Origin of the sequence: Actinacidiphila paucisporea (assembly GCF_900142575.1) — a bacterium.
In the GTDB taxonomy this organism is placed as follows: Bacteria; Actinomycetota; Actinomycetes; order Streptomycetales; family Streptomycetaceae; genus Actinacidiphila; species Actinacidiphila paucisporea.
The window spans coordinates 419,243-444,274 of sequence record NZ_FRBI01000002.1; the positions used below are offsets into that span (position 1 = coordinate 419,243).

24 protein-coding genes are annotated in these 25,032 nt (G+C 71.6%); 10 read left to right on the forward strand and 14 right to left on the reverse strand.

Annotated elements, in window-relative coordinates; genetic code table 11:
• Positions 1-6 precede the first annotated feature (6 nt).
• Positions 7-900, forward strand: a complete 894-nt coding sequence (locus BUE44_RS04940) for a transglycosylase SLT domain-containing protein (protein WP_073494090.1) — start codon at positions 7-9, stop codon at positions 898-900.
• Between the two features lie 93 nt (positions 901-993).
• Here the strand turns inward: BUE44_RS04940 and BUE44_RS04945 are convergent, their stop codons facing one another.
• The 6 genes from BUE44_RS04945 to BUE44_RS04970 form a co-directional block, all read right to left on the reverse strand.
• Positions 994-1,914, reverse strand: a complete 921-nt coding sequence (locus tag BUE44_RS04945) for a phosphotransferase (RefSeq protein ID WP_073494092.1) — start codon at positions 1,912-1,914, stop codon at positions 994-996.
• Between the two features lie 48 nt (positions 1,915-1,962).
• On the reverse strand, positions 1,963-4,599 hold the full coding sequence (locus BUE44_RS04950; RefSeq protein ID WP_073494094.1) for an ATP/GTP-binding protein: 2,637 nt from the start codon (positions 4,597-4,599) through the stop codon (positions 1,963-1,965).
• A 156-nt stretch (positions 4,600-4,755) separates the two neighbouring features.
• Positions 4,756-4,953, reverse strand: a complete 198-nt coding sequence (locus BUE44_RS04955) for a DUF397 domain-containing protein (RefSeq protein ID WP_073494096.1) — start codon at positions 4,951-4,953, stop codon at positions 4,756-4,758.
• A complete protein-coding gene (locus tag BUE44_RS04960) occupies positions 4,950-5,804 on the reverse strand; it encodes a helix-turn-helix domain-containing protein (RefSeq protein ID WP_407639995.1) in 855 nt (284 codons plus the stop codon). Before BUE44_RS04960 ends, BUE44_RS04955 begins: the two co-directional genes overlap by 4 nt.
• Before the next feature lie 170 nt (positions 5,805-5,974).
• Positions 5,975-6,250 (reverse strand): protealysin inhibitor emfourin, encoded by a 276-nt coding sequence (locus BUE44_RS04965; RefSeq protein WP_407639996.1) that lies wholly within the window; start codon positions 6,248-6,250, stop codon positions 5,975-5,977.
• Positions 6,247-7,356, reverse strand: coding sequence for a M4 family metallopeptidase (locus BUE44_RS04970; RefSeq protein WP_073494098.1), 1,110 nt, complete (start codon positions 7,354-7,356; stop codon positions 6,247-6,249). The genes BUE44_RS04965 and BUE44_RS04970 overlap by 4 nt, the downstream gene beginning before the upstream one ends.
• 303 nt (positions 7,357-7,659) lie before the next feature.
• On the opposite strand from BUE44_RS04970, the gene leuA reads away from it, so the two are divergent.
• From leuA to BUE44_RS05000, 6 genes are all read left to right on the forward strand, one after another.
• A complete protein-coding gene (gene leuA, locus BUE44_RS04975; protein WP_073494100.1) occupies positions 7,660-9,423 on the forward strand; it encodes a 2-isopropylmalate synthase in 1,764 nt (587 codons plus the stop codon).
• Between the two features lie 146 nt (positions 9,424-9,569).
• Complete coding sequence (locus tag BUE44_RS04980; RefSeq protein WP_073494102.1) at positions 9,570-10,322, forward strand: TerB family tellurite resistance protein; 753 nt, start codon at positions 9,570-9,572, stop codon at positions 10,320-10,322.
• Between the two features lie 324 nt (positions 10,323-10,646).
• On the forward strand, positions 10,647-12,014 hold the full coding sequence (locus BUE44_RS04985) for a sensor histidine kinase (RefSeq protein ID WP_073494104.1): 1,368 nt from the start codon (positions 10,647-10,649) through the stop codon (positions 12,012-12,014).
• Entirely contained in the window at positions 12,011-12,706 is a 696-nt protein-coding gene (locus tag BUE44_RS04990; RefSeq protein ID WP_073494106.1) for a response regulator, read from the forward strand. The genes BUE44_RS04985 and BUE44_RS04990 overlap by 4 nt, the downstream gene beginning before the upstream one ends.
• A gap of 70 nt (positions 12,707-12,776) precedes the next feature.
• Positions 12,777-13,523: a DNA repair protein RecO gene (gene recO / locus BUE44_RS04995; protein ID WP_073494108.1), complete on the forward strand. Its 747-nt coding sequence runs from the start codon at positions 12,777-12,779 to the stop codon at positions 13,521-13,523.
• Between the two features lie 25 nt (positions 13,524-13,548).
• Complete coding sequence (locus BUE44_RS05000; protein ID WP_073494110.1) at positions 13,549-14,364, forward strand: isoprenyl transferase; 816 nt, start codon at positions 13,549-13,551, stop codon at positions 14,362-14,364.
• Between the two features lie 103 nt (positions 14,365-14,467).
• On the opposite strand, the gene BUE44_RS05005 is transcribed toward BUE44_RS05000, so the two are convergent.
• From BUE44_RS05005 to BUE44_RS05020, 4 genes are read right to left on the reverse strand one after another with little or no spacing between them, the layout of a single operon-like run.
• Positions 14,468-14,893 (reverse strand): Fur family transcriptional regulator, encoded by a 426-nt coding sequence (locus tag BUE44_RS05005; protein ID WP_073494562.1) that lies wholly within the window; start codon positions 14,891-14,893, stop codon positions 14,468-14,470.
• A gap of 19 nt (positions 14,894-14,912) precedes the next feature.
• Positions 14,913-15,761, reverse strand: coding sequence for a metal ABC transporter permease (locus BUE44_RS05010; RefSeq protein ID WP_073494112.1), 849 nt, complete (start codon positions 15,759-15,761; stop codon positions 14,913-14,915).
• Positions 15,749-16,516, reverse strand: a complete 768-nt coding sequence (locus BUE44_RS05015) for a metal ABC transporter ATP-binding protein (RefSeq protein WP_073494114.1) — start codon at positions 16,514-16,516, stop codon at positions 15,749-15,751. Before BUE44_RS05015 ends, BUE44_RS05010 begins: the two co-directional genes overlap by 13 nt.
• Entirely contained in the window at positions 16,516-17,496 is a 981-nt protein-coding gene (locus BUE44_RS05020) for a metal ABC transporter substrate-binding protein (protein WP_073494116.1), read from the reverse strand. The genes BUE44_RS05015 and BUE44_RS05020 overlap by 1 nt, the downstream gene beginning before the upstream one ends.
• Positions 17,497-17,657: 161 nt before the next feature.
• Here BUE44_RS05020 and BUE44_RS05025 point away from each other — a divergent pair, with 161 nt between their 5' ends.
• Positions 17,658-19,040, forward strand: coding sequence for a glycine--tRNA ligase (locus tag BUE44_RS05025; protein WP_073494118.1), 1,383 nt, complete (start codon positions 17,658-17,660; stop codon positions 19,038-19,040).
• 24 nt (positions 19,041-19,064) lie between these two features.
• Here the strand turns inward: BUE44_RS05025 and BUE44_RS05030 are convergent, their stop codons facing one another.
• Both BUE44_RS05030 and BUE44_RS05035 read right to left on the reverse strand, forming a co-directional pair.
• Positions 19,065-19,523, reverse strand: a complete 459-nt coding sequence (locus tag BUE44_RS05030) for a hypothetical protein (RefSeq protein WP_073494121.1) — start codon at positions 19,521-19,523, stop codon at positions 19,065-19,067.
• 232 nt (positions 19,524-19,755) lie between these two features.
• Positions 19,756-21,228 carry an MFS transporter gene (locus BUE44_RS05035; protein WP_079189491.1) on the reverse strand — a complete coding sequence of 491 codons (1,473 nt, stop codon included), beginning with the start codon at positions 21,226-21,228 and terminating at the stop codon, positions 19,756-19,758.
• Positions 21,229-21,341: 113 nt separating this feature from the next.
• Here BUE44_RS05035 and BUE44_RS05040 point away from each other — a divergent pair, with 113 nt between their 5' ends.
• Together BUE44_RS05040 and BUE44_RS05045 are read left to right on the forward strand one after the other, a co-directional pair.
• Entirely contained in the window at positions 21,342-22,241 is a 900-nt protein-coding gene (locus tag BUE44_RS05040) for a helix-turn-helix transcriptional regulator (RefSeq protein ID WP_073494123.1), read from the forward strand.
• A gap of 51 nt (positions 22,242-22,292) precedes the next feature.
• The gene (locus tag BUE44_RS05045) at positions 22,293-22,895 is read left to right on the forward strand and encodes a TetR/AcrR family transcriptional regulator (protein ID WP_073494126.1); all 603 of its coding nucleotides are present in this window, start codon (positions 22,293-22,295) and stop codon (positions 22,893-22,895) included.
• A 15-nt stretch (positions 22,896-22,910) separates the two neighbouring features.
• Here the strand turns inward: BUE44_RS05045 and BUE44_RS38295 are convergent, their stop codons facing one another.
• Positions 22,911-23,429, reverse strand: a complete 519-nt coding sequence (locus BUE44_RS38295; protein ID WP_235001907.1) for a MarR family winged helix-turn-helix transcriptional regulator — start codon at positions 23,427-23,429, stop codon at positions 22,911-22,913.
• Entirely contained in the window at positions 23,426-24,844 is a 1,419-nt protein-coding gene (locus tag BUE44_RS05055; RefSeq protein WP_073494128.1) for an MFS transporter, read from the reverse strand. Before BUE44_RS05055 ends, BUE44_RS38295 begins: the two co-directional genes overlap by 4 nt.
• Positions 24,845-25,032: the final 188 nt, after the last annotated feature.

The following is a 25,032-nucleotide window of genomic DNA, read 5'->3' on the forward strand; positions in this document are numbered from 1 at the left end:
TCCCTAATGCAGCTCCCCACGATCCCGAAGAAGCTCCCGACGTTCGCGAAGTTCAACCAGATGTCGAAGAAGCACAAGATCACCTCGGTCGGCGCAGCTGCCGCAACCGCGGTCGTGCTGACGGTCACCGGGCTGGCAGCGACCGCAGGAGCCGGTTCGGCGACCGCGGCGGGCGACCCCACCGGGTTCTCCGTCTCCACCGGTACGCACGCCAAGGAACTCGGCGCGCAGACCGGTATGGCGTCGCAGCACGCCATTCACGACGCCGCACCGAAGACGACGCAGAAGAAGACCGACCTCGCCGCGGCTGCCAAGCCGAGCACGGAGAAGAAGGTCGTGGCCGCCAAGCCGGTCACCGAGAAGAAGATCGCGGCCGCCAAGCCGGCGACCGAGAAGAAGGCCGCGGACGCGGCAGCGGCGAAGAAGGCGGCCGCGGCCGCCGCCGACCGCGCCAAGTCCAAGGCCGCGGCGAACCGCTCCACCCACCGCGCCCCGGTCTCCGTACCGAAGAAGACGCACACCGTCGCCACCCCGAAGAAGGCGGCTGCCGCCCCGAAGAAGGCGACCGTCAAGAAGTACGCGAACAACCTGGACGGCTGGATCAGGCAGTCGCTCGACATCATGCACAAGAAGGGGATTCCCGGTACGTACGAGGGAATTCACCGGAACATCATCCGCGAGTCCAGCGGTAACCCGAAGGCGATCAACCTGTGGGACATCAACGCCCGCAACGGCATTCCCTCGAAGGGTCTGCTCCAGGTGATCAACCCGACCTTCGACCGCTACCACGTGTCGGGTACGTCCCACAACATCTACGACCCGGTCGCCAACATCACCGCCGCGTGCAACTACGCGGCCGACCGGTACGGCACGATGGACAACGTGAACTCGGCGTACTGATCCCCGCACCTGAAGCCCCTCCCCGGGGCAGGTGAGAACGAAGGGCGGCACGGACCTGCAAAGGCCCGCGCCGCCCTTCGGCGTGCCCGAGTCTTACCGCGCCTGGACTGTCCCGGCGAAGGTGACCATCTGCTGGTAGTACGTGGCGCGCTCGGGATCGGGGAAACGGACGTTGTGCCGGTGGTAGCGGTGGAAGGCGATGATGACCGCCGCATGGACGATCTCGGTGGGCAGTTCCGCACGGTCCTCGGCGGAAAGCGGCCGCAGCGCGTCGTATCCACCCAGGAGGAGGCGGAAACGTTCGGGCGACAGGCAGCCTTCCGGGGTCTGGCAGAGGCCGACTGCTGCCATACCGAGGTCGAGCAGGGGGTCGTCCACGGACGCGGTTTCCCAGTCGATGACGGACAGGCCGCCGTCGGGCCGGACGATGAGGTTGTCGGCGAAGAGGTCGCCGTGGATCGGGACGGCAGGCCGCTGACGGTCGGCTTCATGACGGCCGATCTCGGCCAACTGCTCATCGAGCCACGCAGCGAAAGAGCGGTCGTCGAAGGCTCGGGCAGCGGCGCGGTGTGCCGCGTTCAAGCGACGGGTGCCGACCGGTAGGTCGAGGGCTTCGGCCGGGAAGCCGTGCAGTTGCGCGAGGAGTTCCCCTGCCGCGGGCAGCAGCGCGTCGGGCAGCGGCTCCTCGACATGGCCGGGAATCAACTCTTTCAGCAGGTAGGGCTTGCCGTGCAGGACGGTGATGTCCTCGCCGTCGCTGTTGGCGACCACGTGGGCCGTGGGCAGGCCCAGATCCGCGAAGGCGCGGGTGATACGTGCCAGGTGCCGGGCACCGGCTTCGTCGTGATTGTCGAGCGCGGTCAGTACGTAGGCGCGGCCGCCGCCAGGGGTGTCCAGCCGGAAGCTGGAGTTCGCTGCCCCGCCTTTCAAGGGCTCGGCAACAGGCTCACGGAGCCCGTACCGATCGGCGAGGCTGGGCAGGTCGAGTGATTCCAGGCTGGTGTACGTGGCCACGCTGCACCGTAGCGCCCGATCGGTGACTCGGGGAAGCTCGCGCCGGGGTCAGTGGGACGTGACGGCAGCCCGCCGATCGGCGGCGATCGCGGACCAGCGGGCGGCCGTGGCCGGGAAGCCGTCGATCCAGGTGGCGCGGGGGAGATCGGAGGGGGGTTCCGAGCCGTCGAGGAGGTGGCTGATCTCCAGGAGGTAGGCGAACTCCGCGCCGTTGACGCAGGTGCGGAGCCGAGCGCGGGCTGTTTCGAGAGCGGGCTGGTCGGCCAGGACGGCGTGGTGGAAGCAGACGGCGAGCCTCGCGTAGGCCACCGATGAGGTGAGGCCGCTGGCTTCGGCATCCGCCTCGATGTCGGCCGCACGGGCCGGCACGGTGGGATCGGCGCCGGCGTCCCGCAGCAGGCCGGCGATGCGCGTCTGCACCCGGGCCCACCGGATATTCGCGCTCTGCAGCAGGTGCTCCGCGAGTTGGATCTGCTGGTCGGCGCGGGCCCGGTCCTGGAAGGCGGCGGCGAAGGCGAGGCAGGCTCGGCTCAGCGCGGCCTCACCGGGGTTGGATTCGGCCACGGCTTCCCGGCAGGCGTCGTCGTAGGCGGAGCAGGCCAGCGCGATGCTCCCCTGCGTCCACCACAGGTCGCCGAGGGTGCGGTGGTAGCGGCTGCCGCCGCCGAGTTGCGCGGTGGCGGCCTGCACGGCGGGGAAGTCTCCGAGGCGACGGGCGAGGTGGATCAGGCCGCGGGCGGCGTCGGCGGCCAGCGGACCTGCCCCGGCGGCGACCTGACGCATTCCCGCGGCCGACTCCTCCGCGCGGCCGAGGTCCCGTTGGCATTCGGCGAGGTAATAGCGGGCGAGGTCCTGGGCGGACGGTGGCAGCAGCCCCTCCGCCAGCACGGCCGTGAGCTGGTCCACCGTCTCCTGCCGGTGGACGCGCTGGCGGCGCGCGACCGCACCGAGCGTCGTGGCGAGCGCGGCGGCGGGGGAGCCCGAGGGGCCGGGTGGCAGCTCGACGGGTTCCCAGATGAAGTCGGCGACGTAGCGGAAGGCGGCGTCCACGAGCCAGCCGAGTTCCAGCTCGTAGTCCTGGGAGAGCCGGAGCCCCTGGGTCAGGCAGGCAAGCAGACGGCGTCGGCCCTCGCCGACCGGCGGCAACTCTGCCCCGAGCGCGTCGAAGGCGCGCTGAGCCGCCCGGTGCCAGTCCGCGGGAGACCAGCGGTCCTCAGCGGTCTCGTCGGCGTCGCGGATCGCCTCGCGGATCAGATCGTGCAGGTGGTAAGGCCACGGTGCGGCGGGATCGGTGTCGATGAACGGACGCTCGACCAGTTGCAGGGTGGCGGCGTCCTGCGACGAGCCGGAAGCCGCCGTCGCCAGATCGATGGAGAAGGAGTCGAACAGGCTGACCGTGCGGAGCACGTGGCGCTCGGCGGCGGACAGGTCACGGAAGGTTCGGGCGACCAGCGCGGGGAAGTCGTAGTGGAACTCTCCCGCCGCGGGCTGATGTCCGGTCCGCTGGTACAGGTCGAGATAGCGCATGACGGACAGGTCCAGATACAGCGGCAGGCCATGAGAACGCCGGACGATCTGGTGACGGGTGTCCGGGGTCATCAGCGGCTGTCCGTCACGGGTGAGGCGCGCGCACAGATAGTGCTCGCAGTCCTGGGCGGAGAGGTAACCGACACGGTGCTGGCGGGGCTCGGCAATAGCCCCGGGGGTGAGCTGCGGCCAGGTGTGAGGTCCGGTCCAGTCGAGCTGCCCGTCGAGGCGTTCGTCGTCCCACTGAAGGCGGTTGCGCCCCGTGACGACGAACAGGACGTTGGGCATCAGCCACGCCATACGCTGGATCAGCCGCTCCAGGTCACGGTGGGTGCGATCGCCCACATCCTCGAAGGTGTCCAGCAGGACGACCGGGATTCCCGACTGGTCGGCGGGGAGCTGGGCGAGGTCCCAGGCCAGCAGGTGGGTGTAGTACGCCAGCGCCTCCATGTCGGCATCCGCCTCCAGGAGATCGGCGAGCCGCGTGCAACCGGCCAGCGCTCGTACACCCTGCCGGTGCTCCCGCAGCGAACCGATCACCGAGCGCAGGGTCTGGCCCACGAGTGCGCCGATCGTGCCGGGCAAGGCGACGGCTTGGGCGATGTCCCCCAGCACGGACTGGACCTGCTCGGGCAGGGAGAGCGCGGTAGCGAAGCGGCGCAGATATCCGTTTCGGCGCAGATACGCCTCCAGCGGTTCGCCGGGATGGTTGAGGGCCCAATACCGGCTCAGCGCCAGATCGAAGGCGGGCATCGCCAATCCCAGTCGGCCCACGGTCAGGCGCAATGCCAGCACAACGTCCTCGAAGCCGAGGCCGGCCTGCCGGGAGAGGTCGATCCGTACCGGCAGTAAACCGCCCAGCCCCTCGGGCACCGGCGACCACTGCGCGGTGCTCGGCCGGTCGGCGGACAGATGCTCCTCCAGCCGCCGCGAGAACGTGGACTTGCCGATGCCGCCCACACCGTAGAAGACCAGCACATTGCGGCGTGGGCTCTCGAAGTCCTCGACGCTGAAGCCCGGTTCGCGGATGGCGGCGACGTGCGCGACGAGACTGCGGGCGACGGCACCCCACTCGTCCATACGGTCGGCGAAGACGTCCTCTGCCGTCAGATTCTGCTGGTTGGAGCGGAACAGCGAGCGGAGATCCGACCGAGGCAACGGCAGTCCCTTCCGGCGTGGCGAGCTGAGAGTGCGGGGCTGTGCACTGTCAGTTTAGGAGGGCCGGTTATGCGGGCCGAGACTCTGACCGGCAGAAGGTGGCATTCAAGCCAACGGCGGCTCCGCGCGTGGCGGAGCCGTCCTGCCGGGAGCGGGTCACATGTGCCGGGCCGCGTACGCGACGAAGGCCGACCACTCGGCGGGGCCGAATGCGAGGTGCGGGCCCTCGGGGTTCTTGGAGTCGCGTACGTGGACGGTGCCGGGGGAGGCGGCGACCTCGACGCAGTCGGCGCTTTCGTTGCTGCTGTAGCTGCTCTTGAACCAGTGCAGCTCAGCAGAGGGCTCGATCGTCATGTCTCTCCCAGGACCTTCTCGATGAACGCCAGGGACTCCCGCGGGGTGAGAGCCTGCGCCCGGATAATCCCATACCGAGCTTCCAGCGTCATGATCTCGCTTCGATCAGTGGTCAGGCGGTCGAAGTGCTGGACCGAGACGAGGCCAAAGGTCAGGCCGTTCTTTGTCGCCAGCAAGCGGATCTCTCCGCCCATCCCCGCGTGGTCCTCGCGGTCCGTCGGCATCACCTGGATCTCCACGTTCCGCAACTGGCCCAGCTCCAGCAGCCGTTCCAGCTGGCTTCGCATCACCGCTCTGCCGCCAAGGGGGCGCTTCAACGTCACCTCCTCCTGGACGAAGCTCAGGATCGGTGCGGGCCAGCGGGTGAAGATGGCCTGCCGTGCCACCCGGGCAGCGACGTACCGCTCGATCATCTCCTCGTCCAGCAGCGGGCGGCGCATACGGTAGAGGGAGCGGGCGTATTCCTCGGTTTGCAGGAGCCCCTGGATGTTGTGGTTGCTGTACGCGCCCAACGAAACGGCGTCGGCTTCCAGCTTCGCGAGGTCGCGGACCTTGCGCGGGTAACGTGCCTGCTCCACGTCGGACTTGAAGGCACTCAGCATGCCGCCCGCGTCCAGCACCTCGTCGGCCATGTCGAGGAGCGCGGGCTTGGGCGCCCGGCGGCCCCGCTCGACCGAGGAGACGTGCTCCTCGCTGTAGCTGATGGCCTGGCCCAGTTCCGCCTGGGTCAGCCCGGCCCGCTCACGCCAGAGTTTGACCTGCCTGCCGACCGTCCTGAGAATGTCGCCCTCGCCCTCCTCCCAGTCCTGGTCGTCCATGTCGCCGGCCGTCTGCGCTGGCACCGTCGTCATCGGGCTCACCTCCGCCGTTCGCGTGCACAGCCGGACGGCTCTCATGCGTCCGGCGCTGCGTAGTCCCAGCGTAGTAACGACCAGCGACGCTCTGTCACCTGAACAGGGAAATCTCCACCCGGACCGTGGCTGTGGGCTGTGGGCTGTGAGCTGTGGGCGGCGCGGTCGCCCTATCCGCCCTCGCCCAGCACCGTCCTGATCAGTTCGCGCTGGGCCGGGGTCAGGTCGCCGTCCGTGCAGTGGACCGTGCCGGCGTCCACCGTGATCGTGTACGAGTAGCCGTCCGGGTGCGGTTGGCGGTTCGCGCCGGAGGGGGCCAGGGCGTCGAGGGCCAGGGCGTGGAGGTGGCCCGCGTCGGGGTGGTCGGCGGTGTTCAGGGCGGCGTGCCTGGTGAGGCCTGCGAAGCCGCCGGAGCGGGTCACCTCGATACGCATCGGGCTGCTCACACCTCCTGGGGCTGACCCGGCTGCTGGCGGGGGAGTCCCGCAGCGGGCGCCGGGGTGACGCCGACCTCGGTCCAGGCGGCGCGCACCGCGCGGCTCTGGACGTCCTCACCGTAGCGGGCCACGGCCGCCGCGACGGTCGCCGCGGCGAAGTCGGCGAACTGTGCCTGCGCCGACAGGGTGCCGCCGGTGAGGGTGTCGTACCAGACCTGCCCGGCCTGCTCCCAGGCCTGGCCGCCGAGCGCGGCGGCGGTCAGGTAGAAGGCCCGGTTGGGGATGCCGGAGTTGATGTGGACCCCGCCGTTGTCCTGCGTCGTGGTGACGTAACCGGACATGGAGGCGGGCTGCGGGTCCTTGCCGAGCTGCGGGTCGTCGTAGGCCGTGCCCGGCTCCTTCATCGAGCGCAGCGCCTTGCCGTTGATGCCGGGGGCGAGCAGGCCCGCGCCGATCAGCCAGTCGGCCTGGTCGGCGGCCTGGCCGAGCGCGTACTGCTTGATCAGGCTGCCGAAGACGTCGGAGACCGACTCGTTGAGCGCCCCTGACTGGCCCTGGTAGCCCAGGTTGGCGCTGTATTGGGTGACGCCGTGCGTCAACTCGTGGCCGATGACGTCCAGCGGGATGGTGAAGTCAAGGAAGATCCGGCCGTCACCGTCCCCGAAGACCATCTGCTCGCCGTTCCAGAAGGCGTTGTTGTAGCCCTTGAGGTAGTGCACGGACGCCTTCAGCGGCAGGCCCGCGCCGTCGATCGAGTGCCGTTCGTACGCCTTCAGGTACGTCTCGAAGGTCGCGCCGAGCCCGTCGTAGGCGCGGTTGACGCTGCCGTCGGAGGACGGCTTGGCGCCCTCGGCGCGCACCTTGTGGCCGGGCAGCGTGTCGTGGTGGCGGGCGTCGTAGATCGTACGCACCGGGTGGTCGGCGACGCTGCCCGCGGCGGCCGCGACGGGGCCGAGGACGGCGTTCAGCTGGCGCCGGCTGCGCTCGCGCGCGTCGTGCTCCAGGGTGTGGCGGGCGGCGGCGGACACTGCCGCGTCACCCGTCCTGGCCAGCCGGTCCAGGACGTGCGGCGGCACGATCGTGCAGAAAACGGGGGTCGAGGCAAGGGAGTCCATACACGCAATGTGGCACGGCGAGTACGCTGTGTCACTAAGTCGGGGGCGAAGTTGACGAGAAGGAGGGAAGGATGGGGATTTTGGTGGACAGATACGACCATCTTGAATGCTGAGAGGACCTACGCACCGGCTACGTGATTCGGCCGCCCTCGGCTAAGGTCGATCCATCATGCGTTTCGGGCTGCTTCTCCTTAGCTGCCGCGGCGAGGGCCTGTAGTCGTAGGCCGACCCCCTCCCCGCGGAGTTCGGCGTTTCCAGCCGTCGGCCGTTCCCCGAACGGACCCCCGAGGAGCCAGAGCCCCCATGACCAGCCCCAACAGCGTCGGCCGTGCCACGCCCATCACCGCCGCGACCGTCACCCAGCGCGCCACCGCGATGCCGATCCACAAGTACGGCCGGTACGAGCAGGTCGACATCGCCGACCGCACCTGGCCCGACGCGCGCATCACCAAGGCGCCGCGCTGGCTGTCCACCGACCTGCGCGACGGCAACCAGGCGCTGATCGACCCCATGTCGCCGGCCCGCAAGCGGGAGATGTTCGACCTGCTGGTGCGGATGGGCTACAAGGAGATCGAGGTCGGTTTCCCGGCCTCCGGTCAGACCGACTTCGACTTCGTGCGCTCCATCATCGAGCAGGACGCGATCCCGCAGGACGTGACGATCTCCGTCCTGACGCAGGCCCGCGAGGAGCTGATCGAGCGCACCGTCGAGGCGCTGCGCGGCGCCCCCCGGGCCACCGTGCACCTGTACAACGCCACCGCGCCGGTCTTCCGCCGGGTGGTCTTCCGCGGCACCCGCGACGAGGTCCGGCAGATCGCGGTGGACGGCACCCGGCTGGTGATGGAGTACGCCGACAAGCTGCTGGGTGACGAGACGGTCTTCGGCTACCAGTACAGCCCGGAGATCTTCACCGACACCGAGCTGGACTTCGCGCTGGAGGTCTGCGAGGGCGTCATGGACGTCTGGCAGCCCGAGGAGGGCCGCGAGATCATCCTCAACCTGCCGGCGACCGTCGAGCGCTCCACCCCGTCCACGCACGCCGACCGCTTCGAGTGGATGTCGCGCAACCTGTCGCGCCGCGCGTACGTGTGCCTGTCGGTCCACCCGCACAACGACCGCGGCACCGCGGTGGCCGCCGCCGAGCTGGCGCTGATGGCCGGCGCCGACCGCATCGAGGGCTGCCTGTTCGGGCAGGGCGAGCGCACCGGCAACGTGGACCTGGTCACGCTGGGCATGAACCTGTTCAGCCAGGGCGTCGACCCGCAGATCGACTTCTCGCAGATCGACGAGATCCGCCGCACCGCCGAATACTGCAACCAGATGGAGGTCCACCCGCGCCACCCCTACGCGGGCGACCTCGTCTACACCTCCTTCTCCGGCTCCCACCAGGACGCCATCAAGAAGGGCTTCGAGGCGATGGAGGCCACCGCGGTCGCCGCCGGGAAGACCGTGGACGACATCGAGTGGGCGGTCCCGTACCTGCCCATCGACCCCAAGGACGTCGGCCGCTCCTACGAGGCCGTGATCCGGGTCAACTCGCAGTCCGGCAAGGGCGGCGTCGCCTACGTGCTGAAGAACGGGCACAAGCTGGACCTGCCGCGGCGGATGCAGATCGAGTTCTCGAAGATCATCCAGACCAAGACCGACGCCGAGGGCGGCGAGGTCACCCCGGCGCAGATCTGGTCGGTCTTCCAGGACGAGTACCTGCCCACCCCGGACAACCCGTGGGGCCGCGTCGCGCTGCGCTCGGCGCAGGCGTCAACATCGAGCGACGGCACCGACGCCCTGACGGTGGAAGCCGTCGTGGACGGCGTACCGACGGTGCTCAGCGGCAGCGGAAACGGTCCGATCTCGGCCTTCTTCGACGCGCTGGCGAAGATCGGCGTGGACGCCAGGCTGCTGGACTACAGCGAGCACACCATGAGCGAGGGCGCGTCCGCGCAGGCCGCCTCGTACATCGAGTGCGCCATCGGCGGCCGGGTCCTGTGGGGCATCGGCATCGACCCCAACACCACCCGCGCCGCCCTCCAGGCGGTCGTCTCCGCGGTCAACCGCGCGGACCGCTGAGCGGGCAAAACGGTACGAATCTCCCCACGCGTACGGGGGCGGTGGTGAATTGCCCCCGTACGCGGTACTGACTGCGCCTCCCTGATGTGGCTAACATCACGGCGTACGGCACCGTTGCCGGGGCGTCTTCGCGCGCGTACGGGCCGATGCGGGTACGTACCGGGACGAGGACGGCCGGAGGGTGCAGCGTGACGAAGCTGGGGCTGTGTATCTGGGGTGTGCGAACGTCCTGGCACACCGAGGACGACGGTGAGTTCTTCTGCCCCGACTGCGGCGGCGACCGCAGCTACCACCGCAGAACGGGCACGCGCAGGCTCACCGTGCTCAATGTGCCGCTGCTCAACCGCGGCACCGCGGGCTCGGTGATCGAATGCGCCGCCTGCCACCGCCAGTACGGCTCGCAGGCGCTGCTCTGCCCCACCACCACGCGCTTCTCCGCGATGCTGCGCGACGCCGTCCACACCATCGCGCTGGCCGTGCTCACCGCGGGCGGCTCCACCGGCCGCCCGGCCCGCGAGGCGGCCGTCGGCGCGGTCCGCTCGGCCGGCTTCAGCGACTGCACCGAGGACCAGCTGCTGGGGCTGCTCGCCGCGATCGTCGCCGACGAGGGCCGCTACACCGCCTCCCAGGAGCTGGGCCACCACTCCTTCGCGGACTGCGTGGACGGCTGCGGCAGCTGGCTGTCGATCGAGCTGCACGAGGCGCTGGAACCGCTCGCCGACCACCTCGCCCCGCAGGGCCGCGAGCGGGTGCTGCTCCAGGGCGCCCACATCGCGCTCGCCGACGGCCCCTACCTGCCGGCCGAGCGCGAGGTCCTCGAAGCGGTGGGCCGCTGCCTGTCGCTGCACACCGACGACATCGACCGGCTGCTCGCCGCCGCCGCGGCCACCGCGAGCTGACCGCGGCGCCGCGGTTCCGTGGCGGGGGGCGAGCACTCCGCACGGATACTCCCCGGGGAGTAGCGGACACCCTCGGCAGTCCCACGGAGTAGCGGCCGATTCGATCGTGAGTCCGACGTTTCGGGCCGTCCGCGCCGGGACGCTGGTGGAGTGAGACCAGCGAATCCCGAGGGGAAGCCACGATGAGGACCACCGGCGCCACCGCGCGTACGAGCGCGAGCATCTTCCCCGCCCCCGCCGCCACGACCCTCCTGGCGGGAGCACCCGCGCGGGGGAAAGGGGCGGAAAGGCCCCGCCGGGCGGGACTTCGCGGAAAATGGAGCCGTGCGTAGACGCCCCCCGCCCGGCCGCGCAGCGGCAAGCGCCGAGATCCAGCGGGTCTCGTACACCGACGTGGCCCTCGCGGCGGCGGTCTTCCTGGTCCAGGCGACCCTGGCACTGGCGGTGCCCGAGGCGGCGAGAAGCCACCGCCCCGACGCCCTCGGCTGGCTGTGGCTGGCGACCAGCGCCGCCGTGCTGACATGGCGGCGCCGCGCGCCGATGTGGTGCCTGCTCGGCATGGTCGTCGTGGTGGCGCCCTACCACTACATGGAGAACATCCAGGAAGCACCGCTGCTGTCCGCGATGGTCGCGCTGTATTCGGTGGCGGTCGCCGGACCGCCGACCAGGACCTTCCTGGTGGTGCCGACCGTGGTGGGCACGATGGCCGCCGTGATGTCGGCGATGGGCAAGCCCACCGCCGGGGCCCAGATGCTGCAGGGCGCCGGCTGGATAGTGGCGGTCGCGGTGGCCGGCGAGGTCGTGCGGATGCACCGCAACTACATCGCCGCGATCATGGAGCGCGCCGAGCGGGCCGAGCGGACCCGGGAGGAGGAGGCGGGGCGCCGGGTCGCGGAGGAGCGGCTGCGGATCGCCCGCGACCTGCACGACCTGCTGGCGCACAGCATCACCCTGATCGGGGTGCAGACCTCGGTGGCCGCGCACATCCTGCTCGCGGACCCGGAGCGGCTGGACCGGACCGCGGTGGCGGGGGCGTTGGACAACATCGCGGACACCTGCCGGGAGGCGCGCTCAGAGCTGCGCACCACGCTGCGGGTGCTGCGGGCCGACAGCGACGGCCCGCTGCCCGACCTGGCGGGTATCCCGTCGCTGACCAAGGCCGCGGAGGCGGCCGGGGCCAAGGTCACGCTGACCCTGGACCCGGGACGCGAACCCGTGCCGCCCGCGGTGGGGGCGGCGGCCTACCGGATCATCCAGGAGTCGCTGACCAACGCGGTGCGGCACGCGGGCGGCCCGGACCCGACGGTGCGGGTGGCGGTCAGGCACCGGGACGCCGCGCTGCACGTGTGCGTCGAGGACGAGGGGCCGGCCCCGGTGCGGCTGCCCGACGCCGACCGGCCGGAGGGCTTCGGGATCGTCGGGATGCGTGAGCGGGCCAGAAGCGTCGGCGGGACCTTCGCCGCGGGCCCGCGGACCGACGGCACGGCGGGTTTCTCCGTCGCCGCCGTCCTGCCCTGCGCGGGCGACCGGCCGGACCGGACCGAGCGGGCCGAGCGGGCCGAGCGGGCCGAAAGGCCGGAGAGGTCCGAGAGATCCGAGAGGCATGAAAGGCGTGAAAGACACGAAAGGCATGAGAGGGCCGACCGCACCGTCGCAGTGCTCAGTGCCGACCACCAGGGAGAGCCCAGATGACCACACCCGAGCCGATCCGGGTGCTGCTCGCCGACGACCAGCGGCTCGTACGCGCCGCCTTCGCGATGCTGATCGAGTCGGCCCGCGACATGGCGGTGGTCGGCCAGGCGGGCAACGGCGTGGAGGCGGTCGAGGGGGCCCGCAGCGCCCGGGCCGACGTCATCGTCATGGACATCCGCATGCCGGAGATGGACGGTATCGAGGCCACTCGGCGGATCGCCGCGGACGACGACCTCGCCGGAGTGAGGGTCCTGGTGCTGAGCACCTATGACGACGACGAGCACGTGGTGGCGGCGCTGCGCGCGGGCGCGTCCGGCTTCATGGTCAAGGACACCAGGCCCGCGGAACTGCTGGACGCGATCCGCACGGTCGCGGCCGGCGACTCGCTGCTCTCGCCCGGGCCGACCGCCCGGCTGATCGCCCGGGTGCTGCGGCTGCCCGACCGCCCGCCGGTCAGCACCGCCCCCGGCGCGGGTCGGCTGGCCGGCCTGTCGGACCGGGAGCGGGAGGTGCTGACCCTGGTCGGCCGCGGGCTGAACAACGCGGAGGCGGGCGAGGCGCTGGGCCTGAGCCCGCTCACCGCCAAGACCCATGTGAGCCGGATCATGGGCAAGATCGGCGCCCGCGACCGGGCCCAACTGGTCATCGCGGCCTACGAGTCAGGCCTGGTGGCGCCCGGCGCTGAGCGCTGAGCCCGCGCGGGGACCGGCAGCGGCGGGGGACCGGCCCGCGGCGGCGCCGGCGTAGGCGAGAATGGGCCGCATGAGCCTGTTCCGCGACGACGGCATCGTGCTGCGCACCCAGAAGCTGGGTGAGGCGGACCGGATCATCACCCTGCTCACCCGGCGGCACGGCAGGGTCCGCGCGGTGGCCAGGGGGGTGCGGCGGACGAAGTCGAAGTTCGGCGCCCGCCTGGAGCCCTTCACCCACGTCGACGTGCAGTTCTTCGTCCGGGGCGGCGAGCTGGTCGGCCGCGGGCTGCCGCTGTGCACCCAGAGCGAGACGATCGCGCCCTACGGCAGCCCGATCGTGGCCGACTACGACCGCTACACCGCGGGCACCGCGATGCTGGAGACCGCCGAGCGCTTCACCGACCACGAGGGCGAGCCGGCGGTGCAGCAGTATCTGCTGCTGGTCGGCGCCCTGCGCACGCTCGCCGCCGGCGACCACGACCCGCGGCTGGTCCTGGACGCCTTCCTGCTGCGCTCGCTGGCCGTCAACGGCTACGCGCCCAGCTTCGACGACTGTGCGAAATGCGGGATGACCGGGCCGAACCGGTTCTTCTCGGTCGGCGCGGGAGGAGTCGTATGCGGCGAGTGCCGCGTACCGGGAAGCGTCGTACCCTCGCGGGAGGCACTGGAACTCCTCGGGGCGCTGCTCGGCGGCGACTGGGAGACCGCCGACGCCTGCGAGTCGCGGCACTGCCGCGAGGGCAGCGGGCTGGTCGCGGCCTACCTCCAGTGGCACCTGGAGCGCGGCCTGCGCTCCCTGCGGTTCGTCGAGAAATAAGTCGAGATGTAGGAGAAGTACGACCATGGCACGTCGCGGGATTCTGGGCCGGAACCGGACCTCGTACCGCACGCCCGACCCGCACCCCTCGGGCGCGCAGCCGCCCAAGCTCCCCGCGGAGCTGGTGCCCAAGCACGTCGCCGTGATCATGGACGGCAACGGCCGCTGGGCCAAGGAGCGCGGTCTGCCCCGCACCGAGGGCCACAAGGTCGGCGAGGGCGTCGTCCTCGACGTCCTCAAGGGCTGCCTGGAGATCGGCGTCAAGAACCTCTCGCTCTACGCCTTCTCCACCGAGAACTGGCGGCGCTCGCCGGACGAGGTGCGCTTCCTGATGAATTTCAACCGGGACGTCATCCGCCGGCGCCGGGACGAGATGGACGAGCTGGGCATCCGCATCCGGTGGGTCGGGCGCATGCCGAAGATGTGGAAGTCGGTGGTCCAGGAGCTCCAGGTGGCCCAGGAGCAGACGGTCGGCAACGACGCCATGACGTTGTACTTCTGCCTGAACTACGGGGGGCGGGCGGAGATCGCGGACGCCGCGCAGGCGATGGCGCGGGACGTGGCCGCGGGGCGGCTCGACCCCTCGAAGGTCAACGAGAAGACCTTCGCGCGCTACCTCTACTACCCGGACATGCCGGACGTGGATCTCTTCCTGCGGCCCAGCGGTGAGCAGCGCACGTCCAACTACCTGCTCTGGCAGAGCAGCTACGCCGAGCTGGTCTTCCAGGACGTCCTCTGGCCGGACTTCGACCGCCGCGACCTGTGGCGGGCCTGCCACGAATTCGCCAGCCGCGACCGCCGCTTCGGCGGCGCCCTCCCGAACGAGGACGCCACCCCCTGACCCGGGCCACGCCCCCCGGACCCGCCCCCTGCGCAAGGCAGCACGCCCCCCAGGGGCGCACCGCCTTGCGCAGGCAGTCGGGTCCGGGGCGCGCCCGGGTACCTCAAGCCCGCGCGGCAGCGCAGTCGGCGCAGGTGCCGAAGATCTCCATCGTGTGGGCCACGTCCACGAAACCGTGGTCGGCGGCCACGGCGTCGGCCCAGCGCTCGACGGCGGGGCCCTCGACCTCGACGGCCTTGCCGCAGGAGCGGCAGACGAGGTGGTGGTGGTGGCCGCCGCCGGAGCAGCGGCGGTAGACGGACTCGCCCTCGCCGGTGCGGAGCACGTCGATCTCGCCGGCGTCGGCGAGGGACTGCAGGGTGCGGTAGACGGTCGTCAGGCCGACCGAGTCACCCCGGTGCTTGAGGATGTCGTGCAGGTCCTGGGCGCTGCGGAATTCGTCGACCTCTTCCAGGGCGGCCGCCACGGCGGCACGCTGGCGGGTGGCCCGGCCCGCGACCGCGGGTGCGGACGGCACGGAGTGCTTCATCGTGGTCACCGGTGCCTCCTCATGACGCCCTGCGCGCCCTGACGCCCCCATTGTGCCAGCCCGCGGCCCGCAGCCGGCCTGCCGCCGCGGTGAACAGCAGGAAGACCGCCATCGAGGCGAGCACGATGCTGGAGCCGGGCGGCACGTCGACGTAGTAGGAGAAGACGGTGCCGGACAGGGCGACGGTCACGCCGATGGCCACCGACACCGCCAGCGTCCAGGCGAAACCGCGGGTGACCTGCTGGGCGGCGGCGACCGGGATGACCATGAGCGCGCTGACCAGCAGCAGCCCGACGGCCCGCATGGCCACCGTCACGGTGACCGCGGCGGTCACCGCGAGCAGCAGGTTGAGCGCCCGCACGGGCAGCCCGCCGACGTGGGCGAACTCCTCGTCCTGGCAGACGGCGAAGAGCTGCCTGCGCAGGCCGAGCACGACCAGCAGGACGAAGGCGGCCAGCGCGATCATCGGCGGGATGTCCTGCGGTGAGACCGTGCTGATGGAGCCGAAGAGATACGTCGTGAGGTTGGCGTTGGAGCCGTTCGGCGCCAGGTAGATGATCATCACGCCGCCTGACATGCCGCCGTAGAAGAGCATCGCGAGCGCGATGTCGCCGCGGGCCCTGCCGTAGGAGCGGATCAGCTCCATGCCGATGGCGCCGGCCACCGCGACGGCGACCGCCGTCCACACCGGGCTGACCTGGAGCAGGAAGCCGAGCGCGACGCCGGTGAGGGCGACGTGGCCGATGCCGTCGCCCATGATCGCCTGCCGCCGCTGGACCAGGAAGATGCCGACCGCGGGGGCGGTGACGCCGACCAGCAGCGCGGCGAGCAGGGCGCGCTGCATGAAGGCGTAGGTCAGGAGGTCCATCGGTCGAGGTGTCCCTTCACCGGGGCGGTCGCCGGGTCGGCGTGCGGGTGGACGTGGTCGGGCTCCAGGCCGCTCGGCGGCGGTCCGTCGTGGACGACGCGGCCGTCGCGCAGCAGCACCGCCCGGTCGATCAGCGGCGCCAGCGGGCCCAGCTCGTGCAGCACCAGCAGCACGGTCACCCCGGCCGCGACCTGGGCGCGTACGGTCTCCGCGAGCACCTGCTGCGCGGCCAGGTCGACGCCCGCCATCGGCTCGTCCATGATCAGCAGGTCGGGTTCGGTGGCCAGGGCGCGGGCGATCAGCACCCGCTGGTGCTGTCCGCCGGACAGCGCGTCCACCGCGTCGCGGGCCCGGTCCGCCATCCCGACCAGCTCGATCGCGCGGGCCACCGCCGCCCTGTCGGCCCGGCCCGGCGGACGCAGCCCGGTCCTGGCCAGCCGCCCGGCGGCGACCACTTCGCGTACGGTCGCGGGCACCCCGCCGGCCGCGGTGGTGCGCTGCGGTACGTAGCCGATCCTGGCCCACTGCCGGAAGCGGTCGCCGGGGGTGCCGAACAACTCCCACGTCCCGCCCGACAGGCGCACCCGGCCGACCACCGCCCGTACCGCCGTGGACTTGCCCGAACCGTTCGCGCCGAGCAGGGCCACCACCTCGCCGCGGGCCACGGCCAGGTCGATGCCGTGCAGCACCTGCCGGGCGCCCAGCGAGGCCGACGCGCCGCGCAGGCCCACCACCGTGTCCGTCGGCGCGCTCATCAGCGACGCACCCCGAGCGCGGTCTGCAGCGCCGCGAGGTTGCTGCGCTGCACGGCGAAGTAGTCGGTGCCCCGCGACTTCGGGGTGATGCCCTCGATCGGGTCGAGCACGTCGGTGCGCAGGTGCAGGTCGCCGGCCACCGTTTTGGCGGTCTTGTCGCTGACCAGCGTCTCGAAGAAGACCGTGGTCACGTGCTCGCGCCCGGCGAGGTCGAGCAGCGCCTTCATCCGGGTGGCGCTCGGCTCGCTCTCCGGGTCGAGGCCGTTGATCGCCTCCTCGACCAGGCCGTAGCGCTCGGCGAGGTAGCCGAAGGCGGCGTGGGTGGTGATGAAGGTGTCGGTGGTGCGGTTCTTCAGGCCGTCGCGGAAGGCGGTGTCGAGCACGCCGAGCCGGCCGACCAGCGTGTCGGTGTTCTTCGCGTAGGCGGCCGAGTGCGCCGGGTCGGCCTCGGCCAGCGCCTTGCCGACGCCCCTGGCGACCTCGGCGTATTTCACCGGGTCGAGCCAGATGTGCGGGTCGGAGCCGGCGTCCTCAGCGCTCTGGGCGCCGCTGCCGTTGTCGCCGGTGGTGTGGTGGCGGCCGTCCACCTCGGTGCCGTGGTCCTCCATGCCGGTCAGGGCGGCGGCGTCCACCAGGTTCTTGACGCCGGACTGCTTGATGGCGTCGTCCACGGCGGGTTGCAGCCCGTGCAGCGAGATGACCACGTCGGACCGCCCGAGCGCGGCGATCTGCCGCGGCGCCAGCTCCAGGTCGTGCGGTTCGACGCCGGACTTGGTCAGATCGGTGACCTGCACGTGGTCGCCGCCGATGCTGTCGGCGAGGAATTCCAGCGGATAGAAGGACGCGGTCACCCTCAGCTTCCCGCCGCCCTTGCCGTCGCCGGCCGCGCCGGCGGGGCCTGAGCAGGCCGCGAGGGCCGGGAGCGCGAGCGCGGCGACGGCAAGGGTCGCGACCGGTATCACCCGGCGACTGATGTTCATGACAGTCATTTTCACCAACGATGGAAACGATTGTCAATTGCGTGACGGCGGCCGCTTCCGGGGTGCTCGTCCTTGCAGCCGGCCGAACGGATTTGATATGCGCCCCGCCCCCGCCGGTAATCTGGGGCAACTGACCCCTTCGTCGTACTGAAGAGAGCACCGTGGCCGCCGACAAGATCGACACCATCGTCAGCCTGAGCAAGCGCCGTGGCTTCGTTTTCCCGAGCAGTGAGATCTACGGCGGCTCGAAGGCCGCCTGGGACTACGGGCCGCTGGGCGTCGAGCTGAAGGAGAACATCAAGCGCCAGTGGTGGCGCGCGATGGTGACCTCCCGTGAGGACGTGGTGGGCCTCGACTCGTCGGTGATCCTCGCCCCCGAGGTGTGGGTCGCCTCGGGTCACGTCGCCACGTTCTCCGACCCGCTCACCGAGTGCACCTCCTGTCACAAGCGCTTCCGCGCCGACCACCTGGAGGAGGCGTACGAGGCCAAGCACGGCCGGCCGCCGGCCAACGGGCTGGCCGACATCAACTGCCCGCACTGCGGCACCAAGGGCGCCTTCACCGAGCCCAAGCAGTTCTCCGGCATGCTGCAGACCCACCTCGGCCCGACCCAGGACGCCGGCTCGGCGGCCTACCTGCGGCCCGAGACCGCGCAGGGCATCTTCGTGAACTTCGCCCAGGTGCAGACGACCTCGCGCAAGAAGCCGCCGTTCGGCATCGCCCAGATGGGCAAGTCGTTCCGCAACGAGATCACCCCGGGCAACTTCATCTTCCGCACCCGCGAGTTCGAGCAGATGGAGATGGAGTTCTTCGTCAAGCCCGGCGAGGACGAGAAGTGGCACGAGTACTGGATGCAGGAGCGCTGGAACTGGTACACGGGCCTCGGCCTGCGCGAGGACAACATGCGCTGGTTCGAGCACGCCAAGGAGAAGCTGTCGCACTACTCGAAGCGCACCACCGACATCGAGTACCGCTTCAACTTCGGCGGCCAGGAGTTCAGTGAGCTGGAGGGCGTCGCCAACCGCACGGACTTCGACCTCGGCGCCCACTCCAAGGCCTCCGGCCAGGACCTGTCGTACTTCGACCAGGAGGCCGGCGAGCGCTGGTTCCCGTACGTGATCGAGCCGGCGGCGGGCGTCAACCGCGCGATGCTGGCGTTCATGCTCGACGCGTACAACGAGGACGAGGCGCCGAACGCCAAGGGCGTCATGGAGAAGCGGACCGTGATGCGCCTCGACCCGCGGCTCGCCCCGGTCAAGGTCGCCGTGCTGCCGCTGTCCCGCAACCCCGAGCTGTCCCCGAAGGCCAAGGGCCTGGCCACGGCGCTGCGGGCGAACTGGAACATCGAGTTCGACGACGCCGGTGCCATCGGCCGGCGCTACCGCCGCCAGGACGAGATCGGCACGCCGTTCTGCGTGACGGTGGACTTCGACACGCTCACCGACAACGCGGTGACCGTACGCGAGCGCGACACGATGGTGCAGGAGCGGGTGTCCCTCGACCAGGTCGAGGGCTACCTGGGCAGCCGGCTGCTCGGCTGCTGACGCCTGGCGCGCCGGGCCGGCTCCTCAGCCGGCCCGGCGCGCGGGGCCGCTACCGCGCGCGGAGCGCCGGGCCGGGCGCCCTTCGGCTGTCTGCGGATGTCCGGCGCGCAGGGCCAGTACGGCGCAGGCCGCGGCCAGGGGAAGCTCGGCGAGCAGAGCCATCGTCACCGCGGCGAGCAGGGCCGGGCCCTGCGACGTCGCGAGGTCGACCGACGCGTCGAGCAGCAGTGCCGCGGCGGTGGCCGCGGCCACCGGGACCAAGGCGGGCTTCGTGCCCAGCGCCAGGACGCCGGTGGCCAGCAGGCCGATCGCCTCCAGCACGTCCAGTGCCACCCAGCCGGGGGCGGCGACGCCGGCCAGCACCGCCAGCCACGGGATGAGCAGCACACCGCATCCCAGGGGCACGTATCCGAGGCGGGGCCTCGCCCTCGCCTCCGGCGCCGAGCCGGCGCCGCGCACCGGCCGCAACTCGCCGACCGACATCCTCGCCCTCCTCCCGGGCCGCCGACCCTTACCTCGGGACAACGCCCCACCGGCCCGCCGTCTTCCGCCTGCTCCCCCGCGGGGTGCTGCCACGGACTCCGCGGCAGCCGCTGCGCGGGAGCCCGGCACGCAATCCCACGCGCCCCTGGGATCCCGCCGGCCCCTGGCAGGGAGCTTGCCCCCTTCCGCGGAGGGCACGCGTTTCACAGGGTCGTCGGCGCCGTGGTGCGGGTCAGGCCACCTTGGGGGGGAGGCGCAGGCTCAGGGCTGTGGTCAGGGCGGTCGCGGCGAGTTGGGCGAGCAGCGCCCAGACGAGGGCGTCGCGGAAGCCCACCGACGTGGACAGGGTCAGGAAGAGCGTGCCCAGAGTCGCCACGCCCAGCGCGAGGCTGGACTGCTGGGTGGTCGCCATCGCCCCGCTGCCGACTCCCGCCTGCGCCGCGGGCACCTCGCTGAGCACGATGCGGAAGACGACCGGCAGCACGAGGCCCTGGCCGAAGCCGAGGACGGCCATGCTGGGAGCCATCGTCCAGACGCCGACGTGGGGCCGGCCCTGGAAGACGGTCGCGGCCAGGGCCGCCAGGCCCACCGCCTGGATCAGGGAGCCGGCGGTGACGGTGCGGCGGCCGTGCCGGGCGACCAGGCGCGGGCCGAGCAGCGACGCCGCGAAGAAGGCCGCGCACAGCGGTACGAGCGCCGCGCCCGCGGCGAGCGGGCCGAGGTGCAGGCCGTCCTGCAGGAAGACCGCGAGGACGAACATGAAGCCGCCGAAGCCCAGGCAGAGCGGCACGATCAGCAGCAGCCCGCTGCGCACGCTGTGGATGCGCAGCAGCGACGGCGGCAGCAGCGGACTGCCCCCGGTGCGCTCACCGCGGCGTTCGACGGCGACGAAGGCCGCGGCGGCCGCGGGGGACAGCGCGAGCAGCACCCAGGACCACAGCGGCCAGCCGGCCGCCCGGCCCTCGGTCAGCGGCAGCAGCAAGGTGATCAGGGTCACCGCCAGCAGCACCGTGCCGGCCCGGTCGACGCGGGCCGGGTGCGCCGAGCGGGTCTCCGGCACCGAGGTGCGGGCCAGCGCCAGCGCGACCGCCGCGACGGGCACGTTGACCAGGAAGATCGCCCGCCAGCCGCTTCCTGCGAGGTCCGCGGAGACCAGGACGCCGCCGAGCACCTGGCCGACGACGCTGGCGACGCCGGCCGTGGCGCCGTAGTAGCTGAGGGCCTTGCCGCGGGCGCTGCCGGAGGTCGCGGCCTGGATGGTGGCCAGCGCCTGCGGGAGCAGCAGCGCGGAGGCCGCGCCCTGGGCGACCCTGGCCGCGACCAGGGTCCAGGCGGTGGGGGCGAGACCGCAGGCCAGCGAGGTCGCGGCGAAGAGGCCGAGACCCCACAGGAAGAGGTTCCTGCGGCCGAACATGTCGCCGAGCCGGCCGCCGAGCACGAGCAGGACGGCGTAGGCGACGCCGTAACCGGCGACCACCATCTCCAGCACCGCGGGACCGGCGTGGAGGTCGCGGTCGATGGTGGGCAGGGCCACGTTGACGATGAAGAAGTCCACCATCGGCAGCGCCGCGGCGAGCAGCACGGTCAGCAGCCCGAGCGCGCTGAGCGAGGGGGCGGGCGGGGTGGGGGCAGCGGACGGGGAAGGTACCGCGATGCGGGTCACGCGGGGCAGCACCTGCGCCCGTGAGGGACGTGTGTGATCCATTCGGTCGTTCACACGGTCCACCCTGGACCTGCGCTCAAGGGGGTACCAGAGAGCGTTTATCCAGGTATACCGAGCACCTGGCAACCGGCTGTCCGACCCGGCATCCTGGGAGCATGACCGAACTCAGCGCATCTCCCGGCACCTCGGGCCCGGGTGCCGGTGCCGCCCCGAGCCGCCGGCAGGAGCTGGCGTCGTTCCTGCGCAGCCGCCGGGAGCGCATCTCCCCCGAGTCGGTCGGGCTGCCGCCGGGCCGCCGGCGGCGCACCCCGGGGCTGCGCCGCGAGGAGGTCGCGCAGCTCGCCGCTGTCGGCGTGACCTGGTACACCTGGCTCGAACAGGCCAGGGACATCCAGGTGTCGAGCCAGGTCGCCGACGCCATCGCCCGCGCCCTGATGCTGGACCAGAACGAGCGCCGGCACCTGTTCACCCTGGCCGGCACCGCGGACCCGAATCCGCAGCTGTACTGCCCGGGTGTGTCGCCGGCGGTCCACGCGATGCTCCACCGGCTCGAACCGCTGCCCGCCGCGGTCTTCACCATCCGCTACGACATCGTCGCGTACAACCGCACCTACGGTCGGCTGGTCGCCGACCTGGACGCGATGCCGGTCGAGGACCGCAACGTGATGTGGCTGGCTTTCACCCACCCGAGCTGGCGCGAGCGGGTGCTCGACCGCGAGGAGAACACCCGGCTGATGGCGGCGAAATTCCGCTCCTCGATGGCCGAGCACCTCGCGGAGCCGGCGTGGAAGGAGATGCTCGGACGGCTCCAGCAGCATTCGCCGGAATTCCGCCGGGCCTGGGAGCGGCACGAGGTGCTGCAGCCGGGCAGCCACGTCAAGCGGTATCTGAACCCCGAGGTCGGCCTGCTGGCCTTCGAGTTCACGCATCTGTGGCTCGGCCCGCAGGACGGCCCGCGGCTGACGGTGTATTCGCCGGTGGACGAGCAGACCGGGGAGCGGCTCGACGAGTTGCACCGGATCGTCGTCGCCGAGCAGCGCCCGGTGGCGGTCTGACGGGCCGGCAGGCCGGGCCCGGCCCGTGCGGGAGCGGCTTAAAATCGCGGTATGACATCGACCCGTACCAAGGGCTCAGGCCTGCGTGAGCTGACTCGCAGGACCGTCCGCGCCCAGATCGCGGAGCGGGCGATCAAGCTGTTCATCGCCCAGGGCTTCGAGGAGACCACGGTCGAGCAGATCGCGACCGAGGTCGGCATGTCCGCGCGCAGCGTCTTCCGCTACTTCGACACCAAGGAGGACATGGTCGTCGGGGGGATGCAGGAGGCCGGTGCCAGACTGGCCGACGCGCTGGCGCAGCGGCCCGCGGACGAGGACCCGTGGCAGGCGCTGCGCGGCGCGCTCGACGTGCTGCTGGTCACGATGGAGAGTGACCGGGAGGGCATGCTGGCCCGGGCGCGGCTGTACGCCAGCACCCCGTCGCTGCGGGCAGCCAGGAGGCAGAAGCACTACCAGTGGCGGGAGTTGCTGATGCCGGGGGTGATCGCCCGGTTGAAGGGCGGACCGGAGGAGACCCGCGACCTGCGGGCCACGGCCATCACCACGACCGTGCTGTGCTGCTTCGACCTGTCGATCACCCGCTGGTCGGAGGCGGACGGGACGGAGCGTGCCGGGGACATCCTGGACGTCGCGCTCGCGGCCGTACGCGGCTGAGCCGCGCGGGGCCGGTCAGTCCTGGGGGAGTGCGGCCAGCGACGACGTGATCCGGTCGAGGTCGGCCAGGTCCGCCGCCGACAGGGTCAGCAGGGCGGCCGGCGGGCTGCCCAGGATCGCGTTCGCGCGGGCGGCCGCGGCCAGGCCCGCCTCGGTGGCCGACACGATCTTGCAGCGCCGGTCGGTGGGATGCTGCCGGCGCTCCACCAGGCCGCGCTTCTCCAGGTCGTCCACCACGAGCGTGAGATACGGCCGGTCGGAGGCCAGCTCCGCGGCCAGCTCGCTCATCTGGGAGGGCCGCCGGGCGATCCTGCGCAGCGCCTTGGCCCGGAAGAAGCTCATGCCGAGGGCCTCGGCGACCTCCTTGCGGCGCTCGTTGCGTTCGAGCACCAGGGCGCGCAGATTGCGCCACACGCGCTCGGCGGCCTCCCCGGCCCCGGGGCCGTCCAGGGTTTCGGGGATCTCCGGAGTCTCCGGAGTGCGGGCCTGCTCGCCGTACGCGGGCGCCGCCGTCTGCTGCCCTGCCGTCGTCACACCCTCACCGCCTTCCGGTCGTCCTCCGCCTCGGGCGCCAGCAGCAGTCCCGCCGTGCGCGCCGCCGTGGCCTTGGCCCACCGGCCGGTGGTGAGCGTACCGAGCAGCAGCACCGCCGCACCACAGCCCGCGATGATCCACCAGGCGCCCTCGTGCAGCCCGGCGGCCAGTGCCGCGCCCAGCACCGCGACGCCCAGCGACTGGCCGACCTGGCGGCTGGTCGAGGCGACCGCCGCCGCCACCCCGGCCTGGGCGCGCGGCATGCCGGACACGGCGGTGTTGGTGATCGGTGCGTTGACCAGGCCGAAGCCGATGCCGAAGAGCACGTAGGAGGTGAAGAGCAGCGCGTCGGACGACTGGGCGTCGAAGGCGGCGAAGAGCACGCCGCTGGCGGTCATCGCGGCTCCCGCGAGCACCAGCGGGATACGCGGCCCGCGGGTGCCGACCAGGCGGCCCGACAGCGGCGCGAAGACCAGTGCCATCGTGGCCATCGGCAGCATGTAGAGCCCCGCGTCCAGTGCGGACAGGCCGCGCTCGTTCTGCAGGTAGAGCGTGTTGAGGAACAGGAAGCCGCCGAGCGCGGCGAAGGCGCAGACGGCGATCACGGTGGCGCCGCTGAACGGCGCGCTGCGGAAGAACCGGGTGTCGATCAGCGGGTCCACCCGCCGCCTCTCGTACGTCGCGAGCCCCGCCGCGGCCAGGACGGCCACCGTGAAGCAGCCGACGATCGGCAGCGAGGTCCAGCCCGCGTCCGAGCCCTCGATGATCCCGTACGTCAGGGTGCCGAGCAGCGCGACGACCAGCAGCTGCCCGACCGGGTCGACCCGGCGGGCCCGCGGGGCGCGGGACTCGGGGATGAAGCGCGCGGTCAGCACCAGCGCGGCCAGCCCGATCGGCAGGTTGATCCAGAAGATCGACCGCCAGCCCACCGACTGCACCAGGGCGCCGCCCACGATCGGTCCGGCCGCCATGCTGATCCCGACGACGCCGCCCCACACCCCGATCGCCCGGGCGCGCTCGCGCGGCTCCGAGAAAGTGTTGGTGATGATCGACATCGCCACCGGGTTGAGCATCGACCCGCCGACCGCCTGCACCATGCGGAACGCGATCAGCCACCCCAGGCCCGGCGCGAGGCTGCACAGCAGGGACCCGGCGGTGAAGAGCACCAGGCCGGTCCGGAAGACCTTCTTACGGCCGATCCGGTCGGCCGTCGACCCGGACAGCAGCAGCAGCGAGGCGATGACCAGCAGATAGGCGTCGATCGTCCACTGCAGCCCGGAGACCGAGGCGTGGAAGTCCCTCTGCAGCGACGGGAGCGCGACGTTGAGGATCGTGTTGTCGAGGCTGACGATCAGCAGGCTCATACAGCAGATCGCCAGGACGAGGGTGCGGCGCCGTGCGGTCAGGTCCGGCATAGATGCAGCGTCCAATGATTGTGTGAGTAGAACGATTGTTATCGTACAACGATTGCCGGAGGCCGGGCTCCGAGGCGTACGGGCCCGCGGGGGCGGTGGGCCGCGCGTTCGGGTCGGGCGGCCGGTGGGTGCGGGTGGCTTGTGGACCCGGGCAGCTGGTGGGCCGACGGGCCACTCCCGACGTGCGG

Coding starts and splice junctions, on each gene's coding strand:
- BUE44_RS05000 (WP_073494110.1), top strand. CDS start 13,549: ATGGCACGTCGCGGGATTCTGGGCCGGAACCGGACCTCGTACCGCACG.
- BUE44_RS05055 (WP_073494128.1), bottom strand. CDS start 24,844: ATGCCGGACCTGACCGCACGGCGCCGCACCCTCGTCCTGGCGATCTGC.
- BUE44_RS05010 (WP_073494112.1), bottom strand. CDS start 15,761: ATGGACCTCCTGACCTACGCCTTCATGCAGCGCGCCCTGCTCGCCGCG.
- leuA (WP_073494100.1), top strand. CDS start 7,660: ATGACCAGCCCCAACAGCGTCGGCCGTGCCACGCCCATCACCGCCGCG.
- BUE44_RS05030 (WP_073494121.1), bottom strand. CDS start 19,523: ATGTCGGTCGGCGAGTTGCGGCCGGTGCGCGGCGCCGGCTCGGCGCCG.
- BUE44_RS04960 (WP_407639995.1), bottom strand. CDS start 5,804: ATGACGACGGTGCCAGCGCAGACGGCCGGCGACATGGACGACCAGGAC.
- BUE44_RS04980 (WP_073494102.1), top strand. CDS start 9,570: ATGCGGGTACGTACCGGGACGAGGACGGCCGGAGGGTGCAGCGTGACG.
- BUE44_RS04970 (WP_073494098.1), bottom strand. CDS start 7,356: ATGGACTCCCTTGCCTCGACCCCCGTTTTCTGCACGATCGTGCCGCCG.
- BUE44_RS04990 (WP_073494106.1), top strand. CDS start 12,011: ATGACCACACCCGAGCCGATCCGGGTGCTGCTCGCCGACGACCAGCGG.
- BUE44_RS05005 (WP_073494562.1), bottom strand. CDS start 14,893: ATGAAGCACTCCGTGCCGTCCGCACCCGCGGTCGCGGGCCGGGCCACC.
- BUE44_RS04955 (WP_073494096.1), bottom strand. CDS start 4,953: ATGACGATCGAGCCCTCTGCTGAGCTGCACTGGTTCAAGAGCAGCTAC.
- BUE44_RS05035 (WP_079189491.1), bottom strand. CDS start 21,228: ATGGATCACACACGTCCCTCACGGGCGCAGGTGCTGCCCCGCGTGACC.
- BUE44_RS05015 (WP_073494114.1), bottom strand. CDS start 16,516: ATGAGCGCGCCGACGGACACGGTGGTGGGCCTGCGCGGCGCGTCGGCC.
- BUE44_RS05045 (WP_073494126.1), top strand. CDS start 22,293: ATGACATCGACCCGTACCAAGGGCTCAGGCCTGCGTGAGCTGACTCGC.
- BUE44_RS05020 (WP_073494116.1), bottom strand. CDS start 17,496: ATGAACATCAGTCGCCGGGTGATACCGGTCGCGACCCTTGCCGTCGCC.
- recO (WP_073494108.1), top strand. CDS start 12,777: ATGAGCCTGTTCCGCGACGACGGCATCGTGCTGCGCACCCAGAAGCTG.
- BUE44_RS04940 (WP_073494090.1), top strand. CDS start 7: ATGCAGCTCCCCACGATCCCGAAGAAGCTCCCGACGTTCGCGAAGTTC.
- BUE44_RS05040 (WP_073494123.1), top strand. CDS start 21,342: ATGACCGAACTCAGCGCATCTCCCGGCACCTCGGGCCCGGGTGCCGGT.